16 protein-coding genes are annotated in these 14,221 nt (G+C 71.4%); 13 read left to right on the top strand and 3 right to left on the bottom strand.

Annotated elements, in window-relative coordinates; all coding sequences use genetic code 11:
* Nucleotides 1-73: 73 nt before the first annotated feature.
* Together fdhD and ACFYUV_RS14740 are read right to left on the bottom strand one after the other, a co-directional pair.
* Complete coding sequence (gene fdhD, locus ACFYUV_RS14745) at nucleotides 74-916, bottom strand: formate dehydrogenase accessory sulfurtransferase FdhD (RefSeq protein WP_387668915.1); 843 nt, start codon at nucleotides 914-916, stop codon at nucleotides 74-76.
* Nucleotides 913-3,117, bottom strand: coding sequence for an FdhF/YdeP family oxidoreductase (locus ACFYUV_RS14740; protein ID WP_364325904.1), 2,205 nt, complete (start codon nucleotides 3,115-3,117; stop codon nucleotides 913-915). Before ACFYUV_RS14740 ends, fdhD begins: the two co-directional genes overlap by 4 nt.
* Before the next feature lie 85 nt (nucleotides 3,118-3,202).
* On the opposite strand from ACFYUV_RS14740, the gene ACFYUV_RS14735 reads away from it, so the two are divergent.
* The 10 genes from ACFYUV_RS14735 (at nucleotide 3,203) to ACFYUV_RS14690 (ending at nucleotide 11,021) form a co-directional block, all read left to right on the top strand.
* A complete protein-coding gene (locus ACFYUV_RS14735; RefSeq protein WP_387668912.1) occupies nucleotides 3,203-4,024 on the top strand; it encodes a biotin--[acetyl-CoA-carboxylase] ligase in 822 nt (273 codons plus the stop codon).
* 45 nt (nucleotides 4,025-4,069) lie between these two features.
* On the top strand, nucleotides 4,070-4,588 hold the full coding sequence (locus tag ACFYUV_RS14730) for a PH domain-containing protein (protein ID WP_387668909.1): 519 nt from the start codon (nucleotides 4,070-4,072) through the stop codon (nucleotides 4,586-4,588).
* Nucleotides 4,589-4,609: 21 nt separating this feature from the next.
* Nucleotides 4,610-5,590 (top strand): adenylate/guanylate cyclase domain-containing protein, encoded by a 981-nt coding sequence (locus tag ACFYUV_RS14725; protein WP_387668906.1) that lies wholly within the window; start codon nucleotides 4,610-4,612, stop codon nucleotides 5,588-5,590.
* Nucleotides 5,591-5,605: 15 nt separating this feature from the next.
* Nucleotides 5,606-6,691, top strand: a complete 1,086-nt coding sequence (locus tag ACFYUV_RS14720) for an S-(hydroxymethyl)mycothiol dehydrogenase (protein ID WP_387668904.1) — start codon at nucleotides 5,606-5,608, stop codon at nucleotides 6,689-6,691.
* Complete coding sequence (locus ACFYUV_RS14715) at nucleotides 6,691-7,311, top strand: MBL fold metallo-hydrolase (protein WP_352361821.1); 621 nt, start codon at nucleotides 6,691-6,693, stop codon at nucleotides 7,309-7,311. Before ACFYUV_RS14720 ends, ACFYUV_RS14715 begins: the two co-directional genes overlap by 1 nt.
* A gap of 121 nt (nucleotides 7,312-7,432) precedes the next feature.
* Nucleotides 7,433-7,609: a bacterioferritin-associated ferredoxin gene (locus ACFYUV_RS14710; RefSeq protein ID WP_125632481.1), complete on the top strand. Its 177-nt coding sequence runs from the start codon at nucleotides 7,433-7,435 to the stop codon at nucleotides 7,607-7,609.
* A gap of 25 nt (nucleotides 7,610-7,634) precedes the next feature.
* Nucleotides 7,635-8,120 carry a bacterioferritin gene (gene bfr, locus ACFYUV_RS14705; RefSeq protein ID WP_352361818.1) on the top strand — a complete coding sequence of 162 codons (486 nt, stop codon included), beginning with the start codon at nucleotides 7,635-7,637 and terminating at the stop codon, nucleotides 8,118-8,120.
* 143 nt (nucleotides 8,121-8,263) lie between these two features.
* Entirely contained in the window at nucleotides 8,264-8,803 is a 540-nt protein-coding gene (locus tag ACFYUV_RS14700; protein WP_357994549.1) for a hypothetical protein, read from the top strand.
* A 267-nt stretch (nucleotides 8,804-9,070) separates the two neighbouring features.
* Nucleotides 9,071-9,739, top strand: a complete 669-nt coding sequence (locus tag ACFYUV_RS14695) for a response regulator transcription factor (RefSeq protein ID WP_043620820.1) — start codon at nucleotides 9,071-9,073, stop codon at nucleotides 9,737-9,739.
* A 4-nt stretch (nucleotides 9,740-9,743) separates the two neighbouring features.
* Nucleotides 9,744-11,021 (top strand): ATP-binding protein, encoded by a 1,278-nt coding sequence (locus ACFYUV_RS14690; RefSeq protein WP_352361812.1) that lies wholly within the window; start codon nucleotides 9,744-9,746, stop codon nucleotides 11,019-11,021.
* Here ACFYUV_RS14690 and ACFYUV_RS14685 read toward each other — a convergent pair.
* Complete coding sequence (locus ACFYUV_RS14685; RefSeq protein ID WP_352321617.1) at nucleotides 11,005-11,481, bottom strand: GtrA family protein; 477 nt, start codon at nucleotides 11,479-11,481, stop codon at nucleotides 11,005-11,007. The genes ACFYUV_RS14690 and ACFYUV_RS14685 overlap by 17 nt on opposite strands.
* Nucleotides 11,482-11,708: 227 nt before the next feature.
* Here ACFYUV_RS14685 and ACFYUV_RS14680 point away from each other — a divergent pair, with 227 nt between their 5' ends.
* The 3 genes from ACFYUV_RS14680 to purE all read left to right on the top strand — a co-directional run bounded on the left by ACFYUV_RS14680 (nucleotide 11,709) and on the right by purE (nucleotide 14,207).
* The gene (locus tag ACFYUV_RS14680) at nucleotides 11,709-12,482 is read left to right on the top strand and encodes a hypothetical protein (RefSeq protein ID WP_387668898.1); all 774 of its coding nucleotides are present in this window, start codon (nucleotides 11,709-11,711) and stop codon (nucleotides 12,480-12,482) included.
* Nucleotides 12,483-12,561: 79 nt separating this feature from the next.
* The gene (locus ACFYUV_RS14675; protein ID WP_387668896.1) at nucleotides 12,562-13,710 is read left to right on the top strand and encodes a 5-(carboxyamino)imidazole ribonucleotide synthase; all 1,149 of its coding nucleotides are present in this window, start codon (nucleotides 12,562-12,564) and stop codon (nucleotides 13,708-13,710) included.
* Between the two features lie 20 nt (nucleotides 13,711-13,730).
* Nucleotides 13,731-14,207 (top strand): 5-(carboxyamino)imidazole ribonucleotide mutase, encoded by a 477-nt coding sequence (gene purE / locus ACFYUV_RS14670; RefSeq protein ID WP_357702729.1) that lies wholly within the window; start codon nucleotides 13,731-13,733, stop codon nucleotides 14,205-14,207.
* The last annotated feature ends 14 nt before the right edge of the window (nucleotides 14,208-14,221 follow it).

Below are 14,221 nucleotides of genomic sequence, written 5' to 3'. Positions count from 1 at the left end.
CAAGGCACATCCGACCCGGACACCAGCCGCCTTGATCATCCTGACCTAGACCCAGCGCGCGGTCCGCCGCTGACTAGGACGTGACGACGCGCTCCTGCCCGGCGTAGACGTTGCAGCGCTCGCCGCGCAGGAACCCCACCAGCGTCAACCCGAACTCCCTGGCCAGATCGACGGCCAGGGACGAGGGCGCCGACACCGCGCAGACCGCCGGGACGCCGGCCGCCAGCGCCTTCTGCATGATCTCGTAGCTGGCCCTGCCGCTGACCATGAGCACGTGCTCGGCCAGCGGCAACCGGTCCGCCAGCGCCGCCCAGCCGACCAGCTTGTCCACGGCGTTGTGCCGGCCGACGTCCTCGCGCAACGCCAGCAGCGTGCCCGTCGCCGAGAACAGGCCCGCCGCGTGCAGCCCGCCGGTCTTGCCGAACACGCCCTGGGCCGCGCGCAGCGCGCCTGGAAGGCCGTAGAGGACCTCGGAGGTGAGTTCGAGCGAGCCCCTGGGGATCGGCTTGCACCGGCCGTGCAGCGCGTCGAGGCCGGCCGAGCCGCAGACGCCGCACGCGCTGGAGGTGACGAAGTGCCGGTCGAGCGCGGGCAGGTCGGGCACCGGGCCGTGCAGGCGGACGGTGACGGTGTTGTAGCGGGCCTCGGGCGGCAGGTCGTCGTCCGTGCAGTACGCGATGGCCGCGATGTCGTCCGGCCCGGCCAGGCCCTCGCCGCTCAGGAACCCGGCGGCCAGCTCGAAGTCGTGCCCCGGGGTGCGCATGGTGATGGCGACCGTCTTGCGGGTGCCGTCGCCGCCGGTGAGGCGGATCTCCAGCGGCTCCTCCGTGGCCAGGTCGTCGCGCCGGTCGCGGGAGCCGGAGCCGGCCAGCTCCCGGATGCGGACGCGGGTGGTGGGCCCGGGACGCGCCTTCACAGCGGCCGCACGGTGACGAGCGCGTTGTAGTCGGGGATGCGCGCCTGTGGCGAGCGCCGGGCCTCGTCGAGCAGGACGTTCCCCTCCGGCCAGTGGATCTGCAGGTTGCCCGGCATCAGCGGGGCGCGCAGCACCTTGCCCTGGTAGGAGCGCTCGCCCGCGCGCAGCTCGACCGGCGCGCCGTCGGCCAGCCCGAGCCGGTCGGCGTCGTACGGGCTCATCAGCACGGCCTCGCGCGCCGCGCCGTTGAAGCCGTCGAGCCGCTCGTGGACCATGCTGTTGAACTGCTTGCCGCGCCTGGTCGCGACCTTGAACGTGCCGTCGGGGCGCTCAAGGGCGGGCGGCTCGACCACGGAGAAGACGGCCAGCCCGTCGGGCGTCTGGAAACGGCCGTCGGCGAAGAGGTGGCGGCCGCCGTACTGGACGTTGTCCCCGAACTTCCGCAACCCGGAGATGCCCTGGTAGAACGGCACGACCTGCTCGATCTCCGCACGGATCTGCGGAGTGCCGGTGAACCGCACATGGTCGGCTATCTCCGGACGGGTACGGGCGGCCAGCTCGGCGAAGATCTTCCACTCCGGCCACGCCTCGCCCACGCGCGGCCCCTCGACCTCGGGCGAGAAGATGATCCGCCGCTCGGTGGAGGTCTCGGTCACGCCGCCGACCATCTCGTAACGCGTCTGGGCGGGCAGCAGCAGCACGTCGCCCTCGCCCGGCACGAGCATCTGCGAGGACAGCACGATGTCGATGTGCACCCGCAGTCCCAGCCTGGACAGCGCCTCCCGGCAGTAGGCCGGGTCGGGCAGCACCTCCAGGAAGTTGCCGCCGGAGGAGACGAGCGCGTCGAGCTCGCCCCGGTGGGCCGCGTCGATCATGTCGGTCGCGGTCAGCCCGGCCGTGTCGGGCACCTGGAAGCCCCACAGGTCGGTGAACTTGGCGGCGTTGGCGGACGTGATCGGCAGGCCACCGGGGAAGCCGGTCGCGTACGCGCCCATCTCGGCCCCGCCCTGCACCCCGCTGTGCCCTCGGATCGGCATCAGCCCGCACTTGTCGCGCCCGAGGAAGCCGCGCGCGAGCGCCAGGTTGACGATCGCCCGGACGTTGTCCTCCCCGTAGGTGTGCTGGGTGATGCCCATCGACCAGACCAGCACCGCCGAGCGCGCCCGGCCGAGCAGCTCGGCCAGCCGGAACATCTGCTCCTTGGTCGCCCCCGAGAGCGCTTCGAGCTCGGCCCACGACTGGGCCTCGACGGCCTTGCGCGCCTCCTCGAACCCGGACGTGCGCCCGGTCACGAACGCCTTGTCCACCCAGTCGTTCTCGATGAGGTGCTTGAGGACGCCGTTGAGGAAGCCGATGTCGCCGCCGACGTTCACGCCGAAGAACTCGTCGGTGATCTTCGTGCCGAACAGCGCGGACTCGGCGTTGGAGGGCACCCAGTACTTGTCCATGCCCGGCTCGCGGTAGGCGTTGACCATGGCGATCCGGGTGCCGGCCTTCTTGGCGTGGTAGAGGTACTTCATCGCGACCGGCTGGTTGTTCGACGGGTTCGAGCCGATGAAGACGATCAGGTCCGAGCCGATCCAGTCGGTGTAGGAGCAGGTCGTGGCCGCCGCGCCGATGGTCTGCTTGAGGGCGACCGTCGAGGGCGAGTGGCAGATGCGGGCGGCGTTGTCGACGTTGTTCGTGCCGAGCGCCCGCACCGCCTTCTGCGCCGCGTAGTAGTTCTCGTTGGGCACCCCGCGGCTGGTCAGGTACGTGCCGAAGCGCGCGCCGCGCAGCCGTTCTGCCGCCACCCGCAGCGCCTCGTCCCACGTGACGCGGGTGAAGCCGGGCTCGCCGGCCCGCCGCAACATCGGGTACGGCAGCCGCCCAAGCTCCCGCAGCTCCGCGCTCTTGCGCCCGGCCAGCCCCGAGACGTCGCGCAGCAGCGACACGTCGAGCGCGGGCATGGTGTTGAGCGGCAGCAGGCGCAACCTGATGTTGCACAGGTGGATCTCGTCCATCGTCCAGTCGCGCATGCCGTGCGTGCCGAGCGCGCAGCCGTCGCAGGTGCCCTGGTTGAGTATGCGCCAGGCGTAACGCCTGTTGCCCTTGACCGACCTGAACGCCTTCCACAGCTCCAGGTAGTTGTTCGGCTTGCGCAACCCGAGGCCGAAGGGCCGCCACGATGCCCAGTTGCGAGGGTCAGGACGTCTGCTCATCCCCCCATCTTTACCCCTCATGCGGACTTCGAGACCAGCCGGTGCGGTGCGACGACCTCGGCGCGGGTTCGGCCAAGATAGGGGGATGGCCTCCTCGCGCTACTCCGACCTCGACCGTCCGCCGCTCTCGGAGGCCGCGCTCAACCGCGCGCTCGTGCGTCCGGGCGGCCTGTGGACGGGCGTCACCGTCGTCGAGACCACCGGCTCGACCAACGCCGACCTCGCCCTGGCCGCCCAGGCCGGGGCCGAGCAGGGCCGGGTGCTGGTGGCCGAGTCGCAGGTCGCCGGCCGGGGCCGGCTCGACCGCGCCTGGTCGGCGCCGCCGCGGTCGGGGCTGACGTTCTCCGTCCTGCTCAGGCCCACGACGCCGGTTCCGACCCAGGGGTGGCTGCCGCTGCTGTACGGCGTGGCCGCCGCCTCGGCCGTGCGCCGGCTGGCCGAGGTCGACGTGCGCCTGAAGTGGCCCAACGACCTGCTGGTGGGCGAGCGCAAGCTGGCCGGGGTGCTGGCCGAGCGGGTCGACGGCGCCGTCGTCATCGGCATGGGGCTCAACGTCTCGCTGCGCGCGGAGGAGGCCCCGGTCGAGACGGCCACGTCGCTGGCCATCGAGGAGGCGGCCTGCGTCGACCGCGACCCGCTGCTGCGGGCCGTGCTGCGCGAGGTCGAGAGCCACTACCGCGAGTGGCAGGCGGCCGGCGGCGACGCCGAGGCCGCCGGGCTGCGCGCCGCCTACCTCGCCGTCAGCGCCACGGTCGGCCGCGACGTCCGGGTGGAGCTGCCGGGCGAGCAGGTGCTGACCGGGCGGGCCACCGGCATCGACGGGTTCGGCCACCTTCAGGTGGAGTCCGGCGGCGAGCGCTACACGCTGGGCGCCGGAGACGTCGTGCACGTGCGGGCCGCCCGATGAGCAAGGGCGTAGCCGCTCGGCCGGGTTGGTGGCAGCATGTGCGGCATGACCCTTCCCGACCACCATCTGACGCAGGGTGAGCAGCGCGTCCGATCCTTCCATCCCCACTGGAAGCGCCTTGTCGGCCCGTTCTTCGCGCTGATCCTCATCGCCGCGGCAGCGGGTGCGGCCCTCTACTTCTTCCCCACCGCGTGGGGGGAGAGCGTCACCTCCTACGGCAGGATCGCCGTCGTCGTCATCGCCGTGATCCTGCTGACGATCTTCTCGTTCGTGCCCTACCTGCAGTGGAAGAACACCGGGTACGTCCTGACGACCCACCGGTTCACGATCAGCATGGGCGTGCTCAACAAGTCCACCGACGAGATCCCGATGGCCAAGGTCAACACCGTCAGCTCCGACCAGACGTTCCTGGAGCGCATGCTCGGCTGCGGCACGCTGACCGTCGAGTCCGCGGGCGAGCGCGGCCAGATCGTCCTGCGCGACATCCCGCGCATCCAGGACGTGCGCATGGACCTGTTCAAGCTGGTCGAGGACGCGTCCGACGGAGAGATCGACGGCCACTGAGGGTGGCGTAGCCTGCTGATCGTGAACGCCACCCAACCGCCCGGCAGGCCGACCGCCGAGCAGATCGAGCGCACGCTCGTCGGCATGCCGGCCCGCCACACCCGCGCGCAGGTCGCGGCCGGGGCCGGGGTGTCGCAGGAGCTCGCCCAGCGCATCTGGCGGGCGCTCGGCTTCGCCCAGTTCCCCGACGACGCCGTGGCGTTCAGCGACGCCGACGTGGCCGCGCTGCGCCGGGTGCGCAGCCTGATCGACGGCGGCCTGCTCGACGAGCAGACCGTCATCCGTATGGCCCGCGCGCTCGGCCAGACCACCGCCCGGCTGGCGCAGTGGCAGGCCGAGATCGTGATCGGCACGATGGTCCCGGACTCGCGCACCGACGCCGACCTGCACGGCGTCCTCGACACGGCCAAGGCCCTCCTGCCCGACTTCGAGCACCTGCTGGTGCATGTGTGGCGGGCCCAGCTCGCCGCCGCCGGCACCCGCCTGCTGGCCGTCGCCGACGACCAGGACGAGCGGGGGCCGGCCCGCGTGTCGATCGCCGTCGGCTTCGCCGACCTGGTCTCCTTCACCCGGCGTTCGCGCGAGCTGGACGAGCGGGCGCTGGCCTCGCTGGTCGAGGGCTTCGAGTCGCGCGCCGCCGACGTGGTGGCCGCGCACGGCGCGCGGCTGGTCAAGACGCTCGGCGACGAGGTGCTGTTCACCGCGCCCGCCCCGGCCCAGGCCGCGGCGATCGCCCTCGACCTCGCCGACAGCCTGGAGCTGCGCATCGGCATGGCGTACGGGCCGGTCGTGCCCATGATGGGCGACGTGTTCGGCACCACCGTCAACCTGGCCGCCCGGCTCACGGCCATCGCCCGGCCGGGCACGATCCTGGTCGACTCCGAGCTGGCCGAGGGCCTGGCCGGAGCGCCGGACGGGATCGAGGTGCACAAGATCAGGAGGCGGCCGGCAAGAGGGCTCGGCGTGGTCCAGCCCTATGTCTTGCGGAGATCATCCTCCTGACACAAGATGGCTGCCATGCCGTACGAAGTGCAGGGCGTGATCGCCCGCGGTAAGGGCCAGGAAGTTTCGCTGGAGACGGTGGTCGTCCCCGACCCCGGGCCGGGCGAGGCGGTGGTGAACGTGCAGGCCTGCGGGGTCTGCCACACCGACCTGCACTATCGCGAGGGCGGGATCAACGATGACTTCCCCTTCCTGCTCGGCCACGAGGCCGCGGGCACGGTCGAGGCCGTCGGCGACGGGGTCGCCGGGCTGGCGCCCGGCGACTTCGTGATCCTCAACTGGCGCGCGGTGTGCGGCCAGTGCCGCGCCTGCCTGCGCGGCCGGCCGTGGTACTGCTTCGCCACCCACAACGCCACCCAGAAGATGACGCTCAAGGACGGCACCGAGCTGTCGCCCGCGCTCGGCATCGGCGCGTTCCTGGAGAAGACGCTGGTGGCGGCCGGCCAGTGCACCAAGGTGTCGGCCGAGGCGCCGGCCCAGGTCGCGGGCCTGCTGGGCTGCGGCGTGATGGCCGGCATCGGCGCGGCGATCAACACCGGCGGCGTGACGCGCGGCGACAGCGTGGCCGTGATCGGTTGCGGCGGAGTCGGCGACGCGGCGGTCCTCGGGGCGTCGCTGGCGGGGGCGTCCCGGATCATCGCCGTCGACGTGGACGACCGCAAGCTGGAGTGGGCCCGCGGGTTCGGCGCCACGCACACGGTCAACTCGCGGGAGAACGACCCGGTCGAGGCGATCCGCGACCTGACCGGCGGGTTCGGCGCGGACGTGGTGATCGATGCGGTCGGCCGGCCGGAGACGTACGAGCAGGCGTTCTACGCCCGCGACCTGGCCGGCACGGTGGTCCTGGTGGGCGTGCCGACGCCGGAGATGCGGCTGGAGCTGCCGCTGCTCGACGTGTTCGGCCGCGGCGGCGCGCTGAAGTCGTCCTGGTACGGCGACTGCCTGCCCTCGCGGGACTTCCCGATGCTGATCGACCTGTTCCTGCAGAACCGGCTGCCGCTCGACCGGTTCGTCACCGAGACGATCGGGCTCGACCAGGTCGAGGAGGCGTTCGCCAAGATGCACCGCGGCGAGGTGCTGCGCTCGGTGGTGGTGCTCTGATGATCGACCGCGTCATCACCTCCGGCACGTTCTCGCTCGACGGCGGCACCTGGGAGGTCGACAACAACGTCTGGCTGGTCGGCGACGCGCGCGAGGTCGTGATCATCGACGCCGCGCACGACGCGGACGCCATCGCCGCGCGGGCCGGCGGCCGCCGGGTCAAGGCCATCGTGTGCACCCACGCCCACAACGACCACGTCAACGCCGCCGCCCGGCTGGCCGAGCTGACCGGCGCGCCGATCCTGCTGCACCCGGCCGACCAGGTGCTCTGGGAGCAGGTGTACGGGCCGGAGGTGGCCTACACGCCGCTGGCCGACGGCGAGAAGATCACGGTGGGCGGGGTGGCCCTGGAGGTGCTGCACACGCCGGGCCACTCGCCGGGCGCGGTCTGCCTGCACGTGCCGGACGCGGGCGTGCTGTTCAGCGGCGACACGCTGTTCAAGGGCGGGCCGGGGGCGACCGGGCGGTCGTACTCGTCGTTCGACACGATCATCGAGTCGATCGCCGGGCGGCTGCTGTCCCTGCCGCCCGAGACGGTCGTGCACACCGGCCACGGGGACTCCACGTCCATCGGGGCGGAGGCGCCGCACCTGGAGGAGTGGCGGGCGAGGGGCCACTGACCTGCGGGGTCAGGTGAATGTGACGCCTCTAACATAGGCAAGCCTTACCGAAGTGAGCTATCTTAGGTGTGCCTAACCTAAAGGCGTCCCCTTCCTGCTCGCTTGAGAGGCCTGTCCCCGGATGTATGTATGCATTTGTCGTGCTGTGACCGAGAACGAGGTCCACGACTGCATCGCCTCCGGGGCGAAGAGCGCGAAACAGATTCGCGACACCACTGGGGCCGGTGGGGACTGTGCCCGTTGTGTACGGAAGATCTGTGCGATCCTGAAGCAGTCTGAAGAACTGACGACCGCATAGCCGCACCGTGACGAGGGGCCCGTTCATGCAGGGCGACAAGCAGATCATCGAACTCCTCAACGAACAGCTGACCGCCGAGCTCACGGCGATCAACCAGTACTTCCTGCACGCGAAGATGCAGGAGAACTGGGGATACACCAAGCTGGCCAAGCACACGCGCGACGAGTCCTTCGAGGAGATGCGCCACGCCGAACGGCTGACCGACCGCATCCTGTTCCTCGAAGGGCTGCCCAACTACCAGCGCCTCGGCACGCTGCACATCGGCCAGACCGTCGAGGAGCAGCTCAAGGCCGACCTGGAGGTCGAGCTGGCAGTGGTCGAACGGCTGCGCCCGGCGATCCAGCTGATGCGGGAGAAGGGCGACATCACCTCCGCCCGCATCTTCGAGGACATCCTCGAGGACGAGGAGGAGCACATCGACTACCTGGAGACCGAGCTGGGCCTGATGCGCAGCCTGGGCGAGCAGCTCTACCTCGCCCGCTACGCCGAGCCCCAGTCCGTCGACGACTAGAGCCCCCCGTTCTCTCCGGCCCCGCCGCCCGCCCGGGCAGCGGGGCCGTCGTCATTCCCGCCGCCCAGCTCACGGGCCGCCCACGGCGGCCTGACGGATACTGGGGGAGGCGAGCCCAGGACACCTGTGAGGGAGTGGTCTCCATGCTCTATCTCTTCGGCTTCGAGCGCATCGGCGTGGCCGTCGGCGACCTGTACTTCGTCGACCCCGACCCGGGAGAGCACCAGGAGGGCGCCGAGCACGGCGTGCGCCTGGAGATCCGCAGGCTCGCGCCGGGCGAGCTCAAGGGGTCGATCTACTCGGCCCGTCCGATCGTCGTCGATCAGCTCATCTGGCGGGTCGACCTGCTGGAGTCGGTCGACGGCACGCCGGGCAGCTTCGACCGCACGCACCACCACCCGGGCTCCAGCGGCTGGGAGCCCGACCGGCGGGTGTTCGACGAGGAGCTGTCGGCCGAGCCGCTGAAGTGGCTGGGGGAGCGGCTGGCCGACCTCGACGGCGTGCTGCGGCAGTCGGGCGTCGATCCCGCCGAGGTCGGCGCGGACGACGCGGCGAGCCTGCGGGAGACCGCCCCCGAGATCGTCGACACCGTCCGCCGCCTGCTCGACCGGGTGCGCGCCGGCGAGCTCGGCACCGCCCCGGCCGGCGGCCCGGCGGCCTCCGTCCGGTCGAGCTGGCTCTGAACGGCACGTACCAGGCATTCCGGCGCCCGGATCGGGGTATCACGCTCCGGGCGCCGCGCCGGGCGCGACGCGTCCCGCGGATGCGGGCGTACGTGGTGTGATGGGAAAGCCTGGAGCGCTTTGTGTTTTCCCCTCGATAATCGCGGTAATTTAATCACGACTAACCCTTATTTAGCTTCGTTTGCCCAGGTCAATGGATAGGTCAACGACAAGTCAAACCGCGCGCTGTGCCCGGGAAACGATCGCCTAAGGTCCTACGATCGCTTCATGACCTGCGTACTTCTCGCCGAGGATGACACCTCGATCTCCGAGCCACTCGCGCGTGCGCTACGCCGCGAGGGCTATCAGGTAGAGGTGAGCCCCGACGGCCCGCAGGCCCTGGAGAGGGCCCTGTCGGGCGGCATCGACCTCATCGTTCTCGACCTCGGGCTGCCAGAGATGGACGGTCTGGAGGTCGCCCGCCGGATCCGTGCCGAGGGGCACGGCACCCCGGTTCTGATACTCACGGCCCGCGTCGACGAGGTGGACACCGTCGTCGGCCTCGACGCCGGCGCCGACGACTACGTGACCAAGCCGTTCCGGCTGGCCGAGTTGCTCGCCCGGGTGCGCGCGCTGCTGCGGCGCGGCACCTCCGAGACCCCGGTCGTGCAGGGGGTCCGCATCGACGCCGACTCCCGCCGCGCCTGGATGGGGGAGAAGGAGCTGCACCTGACGACCAAGGAGTTCGACCTGCTGCGGGTCCTGGTCCGCGACGCCGGCAAGGTCGTCACCCGGGAGCAGATCATGCGCGAGGTGTGGGACACCAACTGGTGGGGTTCGACCAAGACCCTCGACATGCACATCTCCTGGCTGCGCCGCAAACTCGGCGACGATGCCGCCAAGCCCCGATACATCACGACGGTCCGGGGAGTCGGCTTCCGGTTCGAACGCGAGTAGGCGCATGCGCCGTCGACTGCTCTCCTCCACACTGGTCGTCGCGGTCATCGCGGTCCTGTTGCTGGGGGTCCCCCTGGGCGTCGTGGTCAGCCGTCTGATCGTCGACGAGGCGGCTCAGGAGCTCGGGGCGGAAGCCAAACGTCTCGTGGGCGAGGTCGAGTACGCCCGGGTCCAGGAGACCCCGCTCGACCCGCAACAACTGGAGCAGAAGTACCCGGGCAGGTACATCCAGATCTGGGAACGCGGAACCCCTCTGCGGGTGACCGTCGTCGGCACCGCGCCGGCGTCGGGTCACCTGATGACCGAGGACGCCCAGACCAACACCGGGGTCTACGTCCGGATAAGTCGTGACCGGGATCAGGTCGAGCGCGACGTCCGGGCCAGGCTGCTGCTGATCGTGGCGCTGGCCGTCGCGGCGCTCGCGGTGGCCGTCAGCCTGGCCGTCGTCCAGTCACGCAGGCTGACGCTGCCCCTGCAGGACCTGGCGAAGATCGCCGAGCGGCTGGGGTCGGGCGACGCGCGGCCCAGCAAGCACCGCTACGGCATCCCCGAGCTGGACCGCGTGGCCCAGGTGCTCGACCGCAGCGCCACCCGCATCTCCGACCTGCTCACCCGCGAACGCGAGTTCGCCACCGACGCCTCCCATCAGCTCCGCACGCCCCTGACCGGCCTGACCATGCGCCTGGAGGAGATCGTCGCCGCCTCGAACGAGCCGGAGGTCGTCCGCGAGGAGGGCGAGGCGGCCATCGTGCAGGCCGAGCGCCTGACCGCGGTGATCGACGAGCTGCTCGCGGCGGCCCGCCGCCAGCGCCACGCCCAGGCCGAGCCCGTCGCCATCGACGAGGTGCTCATCCAGCAGATCACCGAGTGGGAGCCGGTCTTCCGCGAGGCGGGCCGCACGCTGCACCTCGACGGCACCCGCGGCCTGAAGGCGATGGCCACCACCGGCGGCTTCGGCCAGGTGATCGCCTCGCTGCTGGAGAACTCCCTGCGCCACGGCGGCGGCACGGTCACCGTCACCAGCACCTGCGGCGACAACTACATCGTGATCGAGGTCGCCGACGAGGGCCCCGGCATCGCCGACGAGATCGCACCCAAGATCTTCGAACGGAACGTCAGCGGCGGCGGTGGCACCGGCCTCGGGCTCACCCTCGCCCGCGCGCTGGCCGCCGCGGACGGCGGACGGCTGGAACTGGTGCGCCGCCGGCCGGCGACGTTCGCCATCTTCCTGCGCCCGGCCGAGGAGGACAGCAGGAACCGCGTGGTCAGCGGTCCTGCCTGATCTCCGGCAGCTCCACCGGGATCGGCTCGGTGGCCTCCAGGAACACCCACTTCTTGTACGACCAGTAGCGGAACAGCGTGCCGAGGCCGACGCCGGCGAAGTTGGCGATGTTCAGGCTCAGGCCGTCGTGCAGGTGGAGGGTGTACTTGGTGAAGCCGATCACCAGCAGGCCGAACAGCAGGGCGACGCCGTTGAGCAGGAAGAACAGGAAGTATTCGCGGCCGAGGCCGCTCTGCTCGCGGTGGCGGAAGGTCCAGAAGCGGTTGCCCAGGTAGGCGAAGGTCGCCGAGAGCGTGGTGGCGAGCACCTTGGAGGTGAGGGGGCCCCACTCGAAGCCGAGCAGGAAGAGGTTGTAGACACCCGTGTCGAGCAGAAAGGCGACGGCCCCGATGCTCCCGAATTTGGCCAGTTCGTGAACCAGGGACTCGAACCGCTGGTAGAGGCGCTTGGCAAACTCCACGTCCGCGCTCGGTCCTTTCCCTCGTCGAGACTGACCACCTCAGCGTACCGGCGATGTCGTACGGCCGGTGTCAGAGGGCCGAACATACCCCGCAAAGACCACTTCTAGAAATATCGCCTTATGGGCGGCATTTCTGAAAGATCGGCATTACGCTGCCGTTCAGATCGCGGGCCCGCCCGCGACGTCGGACCTGCCGCTCCAGACGGCCGCCCTCCCGGGAGCCACCTGTGCCGCTTCGACTGCTCGCGTTGGTCCTGGCCCTGCTCGCCGCGGGCTGTGGCGCGACCGGCGGCGCCCCGGTGCTCCAGGAGGACCGCACGCCTGCCCCGGCAGCCGCGCCACGGGTCGACCCGGCGACCGCCGAGCAGGCGTTCTCGCTGCTCCGGCAGCTCGACGGGGCCCGGCAGCGGCGGGACTGCGCCGCCGTACGGGAGCTGACCACGTGGGCGGAGCGGACGCTGGACGGCCGTGCCTGCGAGGCGACCCGGAACGGCCGTCCAGCCCGTCCAGCCGACCCCGTCTACGTGCTGCCCGACGCGGGCGACTGGTTCGCCGCGCTGGCCCGCGAGCCGTCGCCCGCGTACTACCTGTTCTTCCTGGAGGACGGCCGCTGGCGGCTGGGCGCGGGGCCGGTCCCGGTGCCCGGCGAGCCGGCGCGGGAGGCCGCCGAGGCGCCGTCGTCGCTGGTCAGACAGGCACGGCTGGTGCCGCAGCGGCATCTGACGTACCTCACCGACCCGGCCGGGGTGGCGGGCGTGCGCTTCCCGGCGGGGGATCCGCTGCGCGGGCTGCTCAAGGACGTCACCGCGAACCGCGCCGACGTCGAGCTGTTCGGCACGCGCACCCTCGCGATCCCGGTGGCCGCCGGTTCCGTCCTGGTGTTCGACGCCCTGCGGCTCACGTACCAGGAAGGGCGCACGGATCTGGTGGTGATGGCCAGCCTGGTCGGCACGGGCAACCGGATCAGGACGCTCGGGCTGCGCCGGGGACGCGCCGGTTGACGACGGCGGGGTGCCGCGGCGGGAGGGCGTGAGTTGACAACGGCGAGGTAGTCGTTCCGTCCCGGTAAGCTCACCTCACGTGAGTTCCTACAGTCCCATCGGGCCGGTCGTCGGCATCGTCGGCGCCGGTCAGCTCGCCCGGATGACGCAGTCGCCGGCCATCGCGCTCGGGGTCGAGCTGCGGGTGCTGGCCGCCGCCCCCGGGGAGAGCGCCGCACGAGTGATCGTCGACACCCAGGTCGGAGACTACCGCGACCTGGCCGACCTGCGGGCGTTCGCCCAGGGCTGCGACGCGATCACGTTCGACCACGAGCACGTGCCGACCGAGCACATCAGGGCCCTGATCGCCGACGGCCACGCCGTGCACCCGGGCGCCGACGCGCTCGTGCACGCCCAGGACAAGGCCGTCATGCGCGAACGGCTGACCGCCGTCGGCGTGCCCTGCCCCGCCTGGGCCCGGGTCGCCTCGGCGGCGGACGTCGCGGCGTTCGCCGACGAGCACGGCTGGCCGGTCGTGCTGAAGTCGGTGCGCGGCGGCTACGACGGGCGCGGCGTGTGGGTCTGCCGCACCCCCGACGACGTGGCCGAGGCGTTCGCCACCGGCGTCGAGCTGATGGCCGAGGCGTTCGTGCCGTTCGAGCGCGAGCTCGCGGTGCTGGTGGCCCGCTCGCCCCACGGGCAGGGCGTCAGCTACCCGGTCGTGGAGACCGTGCAGCAGGACGGCATCTGCGTCGAGGTGATCGCCCCCGCCCCCGGCATGGACCCCGAGGAGGCCGCCGTCGCCCAGCGCATCGGCCTGAAGATCGCCCACGAGCTGGGCGTGACCGGGCTGCTGGCGGTGGAGCTGTTCCAGACCGCCGACGGCCTCGTGGTGAACGAACTGGCCATGCGCCCCCACAACAGCGGCCACTGGACGATCGAGGGTTCCACCACGTCCCAGTTCGAGCAGCACCTGCGGGCCGTGCTCGACCTGCCGCTCGGTTCGCCCGCGATGACCGCCCCGGTCGTCGTCATGGCCAACCTGCTGGGCGGCGACGACCCCGACCTGTTCAAGCGCTACGAGCACGTGCTGGCCCACGACCCCGGCATCAAGCTGCACTTCTACGGCAAGGAAGTGCGTCCGGGCCGCAAGATCGGCCACGTCACGGCCCTGGGCGCCGACCTCGACAAGGTGCGCGCCCGCGCCCGCCACGCCGCCGTCTACCTCATGACCGGGGAGTACACGTGACAGAGCGAATCGGCATCGTCATGGGGTCGGACTCCGACTGGCCCGTGATGAAGGCCGCGGCCGAGGCCGTGGCGGAGTTCGGGGTGCCGTTCGAGGCCGACGTCGTCTCGGCCCACCGCATGCCGGTCGAGATGATCGAGTACGGCCGGCAGGCGGCCTCGCGCGGCATCCGGGTGATCATCGCGGGGGCCGGCGGGGCGGCGCACCTGCCCGGCATGCTGGCCTCGGTGACGCCGCTGCCGGTGATCGGGGTGCCGGTGCCGCTGAAGTACCTCGACGGGATGGACTCCCTGCTGTCGATCGTCCAGATGCCGGCCGGGGTGCCGGTGGCCACGGTGGCGGTCGGGGGCGCGCGCAACGCGGGGCTGCTGGCCGTCCGCATCCTCGGGGCGTCCGACGCCGGGCTGCGTGAGCGCATGGAGGAGTTCCAGGGGCGTCTCAAGGAGCAGGCGTACGCCAAGGGTGAGAAGCTGCGCGCCGAGGCCGCGGAGCTCTGAGCAGGCAACTCAGG

Source organism: Nonomuraea sp. NPDC003560 (genome assembly GCF_042878785.1).
Taxonomy (GTDB): domain Bacteria; phylum Actinomycetota; class Actinomycetes; order Streptosporangiales; family Streptosporangiaceae; genus Nonomuraea.
Note: the sequence above shows the minus strand (reverse complement) of the source record. Positions and strands in the feature narration are given on the sequence as shown.

What these genes read in the sequence shown, in the direction of transcription:
- ACFYUV_RS14715 (WP_352361821.1), top strand. Translation starts at nt 6,691, where the DNA reads ATGATCGACCGCGTCATCACCTCCGGCACGTTCTCGCTCGACGGCGGC.
- ACFYUV_RS14740 (WP_364325904.1), bottom strand. Translation starts at nt 3,117, where the DNA reads ATGAGCAGACGTCCTGACCCTCGCAACTGGGCATCGTGGCGGCCCTTC.
- ACFYUV_RS14690 (WP_352361812.1), top strand. Translation starts at nt 9,744, where the DNA reads ATGCGCCGTCGACTGCTCTCCTCCACACTGGTCGTCGCGGTCATCGCG.
- bfr (WP_352361818.1), top strand. Translation starts at nt 7,635, where the DNA reads ATGCAGGGCGACAAGCAGATCATCGAACTCCTCAACGAACAGCTGACC.
- ACFYUV_RS14700 (WP_357994549.1), top strand. Translation starts at nt 8,264, where the DNA reads ATGCTCTATCTCTTCGGCTTCGAGCGCATCGGCGTGGCCGTCGGCGAC.
- purE (WP_357702729.1), top strand. Translation starts at nt 13,731, where the DNA reads ATGGGGTCGGACTCCGACTGGCCCGTGATGAAGGCCGCGGCCGAGGCC.
- ACFYUV_RS14710 (WP_125632481.1), top strand. Translation starts at nt 7,433, where the DNA reads ATGTATGTATGCATTTGTCGTGCTGTGACCGAGAACGAGGTCCACGAC.
- ACFYUV_RS14735 (WP_387668912.1), top strand. Translation starts at nt 3,203, where the DNA reads ATGGCCTCCTCGCGCTACTCCGACCTCGACCGTCCGCCGCTCTCGGAG.
- ACFYUV_RS14695 (WP_043620820.1), top strand. Translation starts at nt 9,071, where the DNA reads ATGACCTGCGTACTTCTCGCCGAGGATGACACCTCGATCTCCGAGCCA.
- ACFYUV_RS14730 (WP_387668909.1), top strand. Translation starts at nt 4,070, where the DNA reads ATGACCCTTCCCGACCACCATCTGACGCAGGGTGAGCAGCGCGTCCGA.
- ACFYUV_RS14720 (WP_387668904.1), top strand. Translation starts at nt 5,606, where the DNA reads ATGCCGTACGAAGTGCAGGGCGTGATCGCCCGCGGTAAGGGCCAGGAA.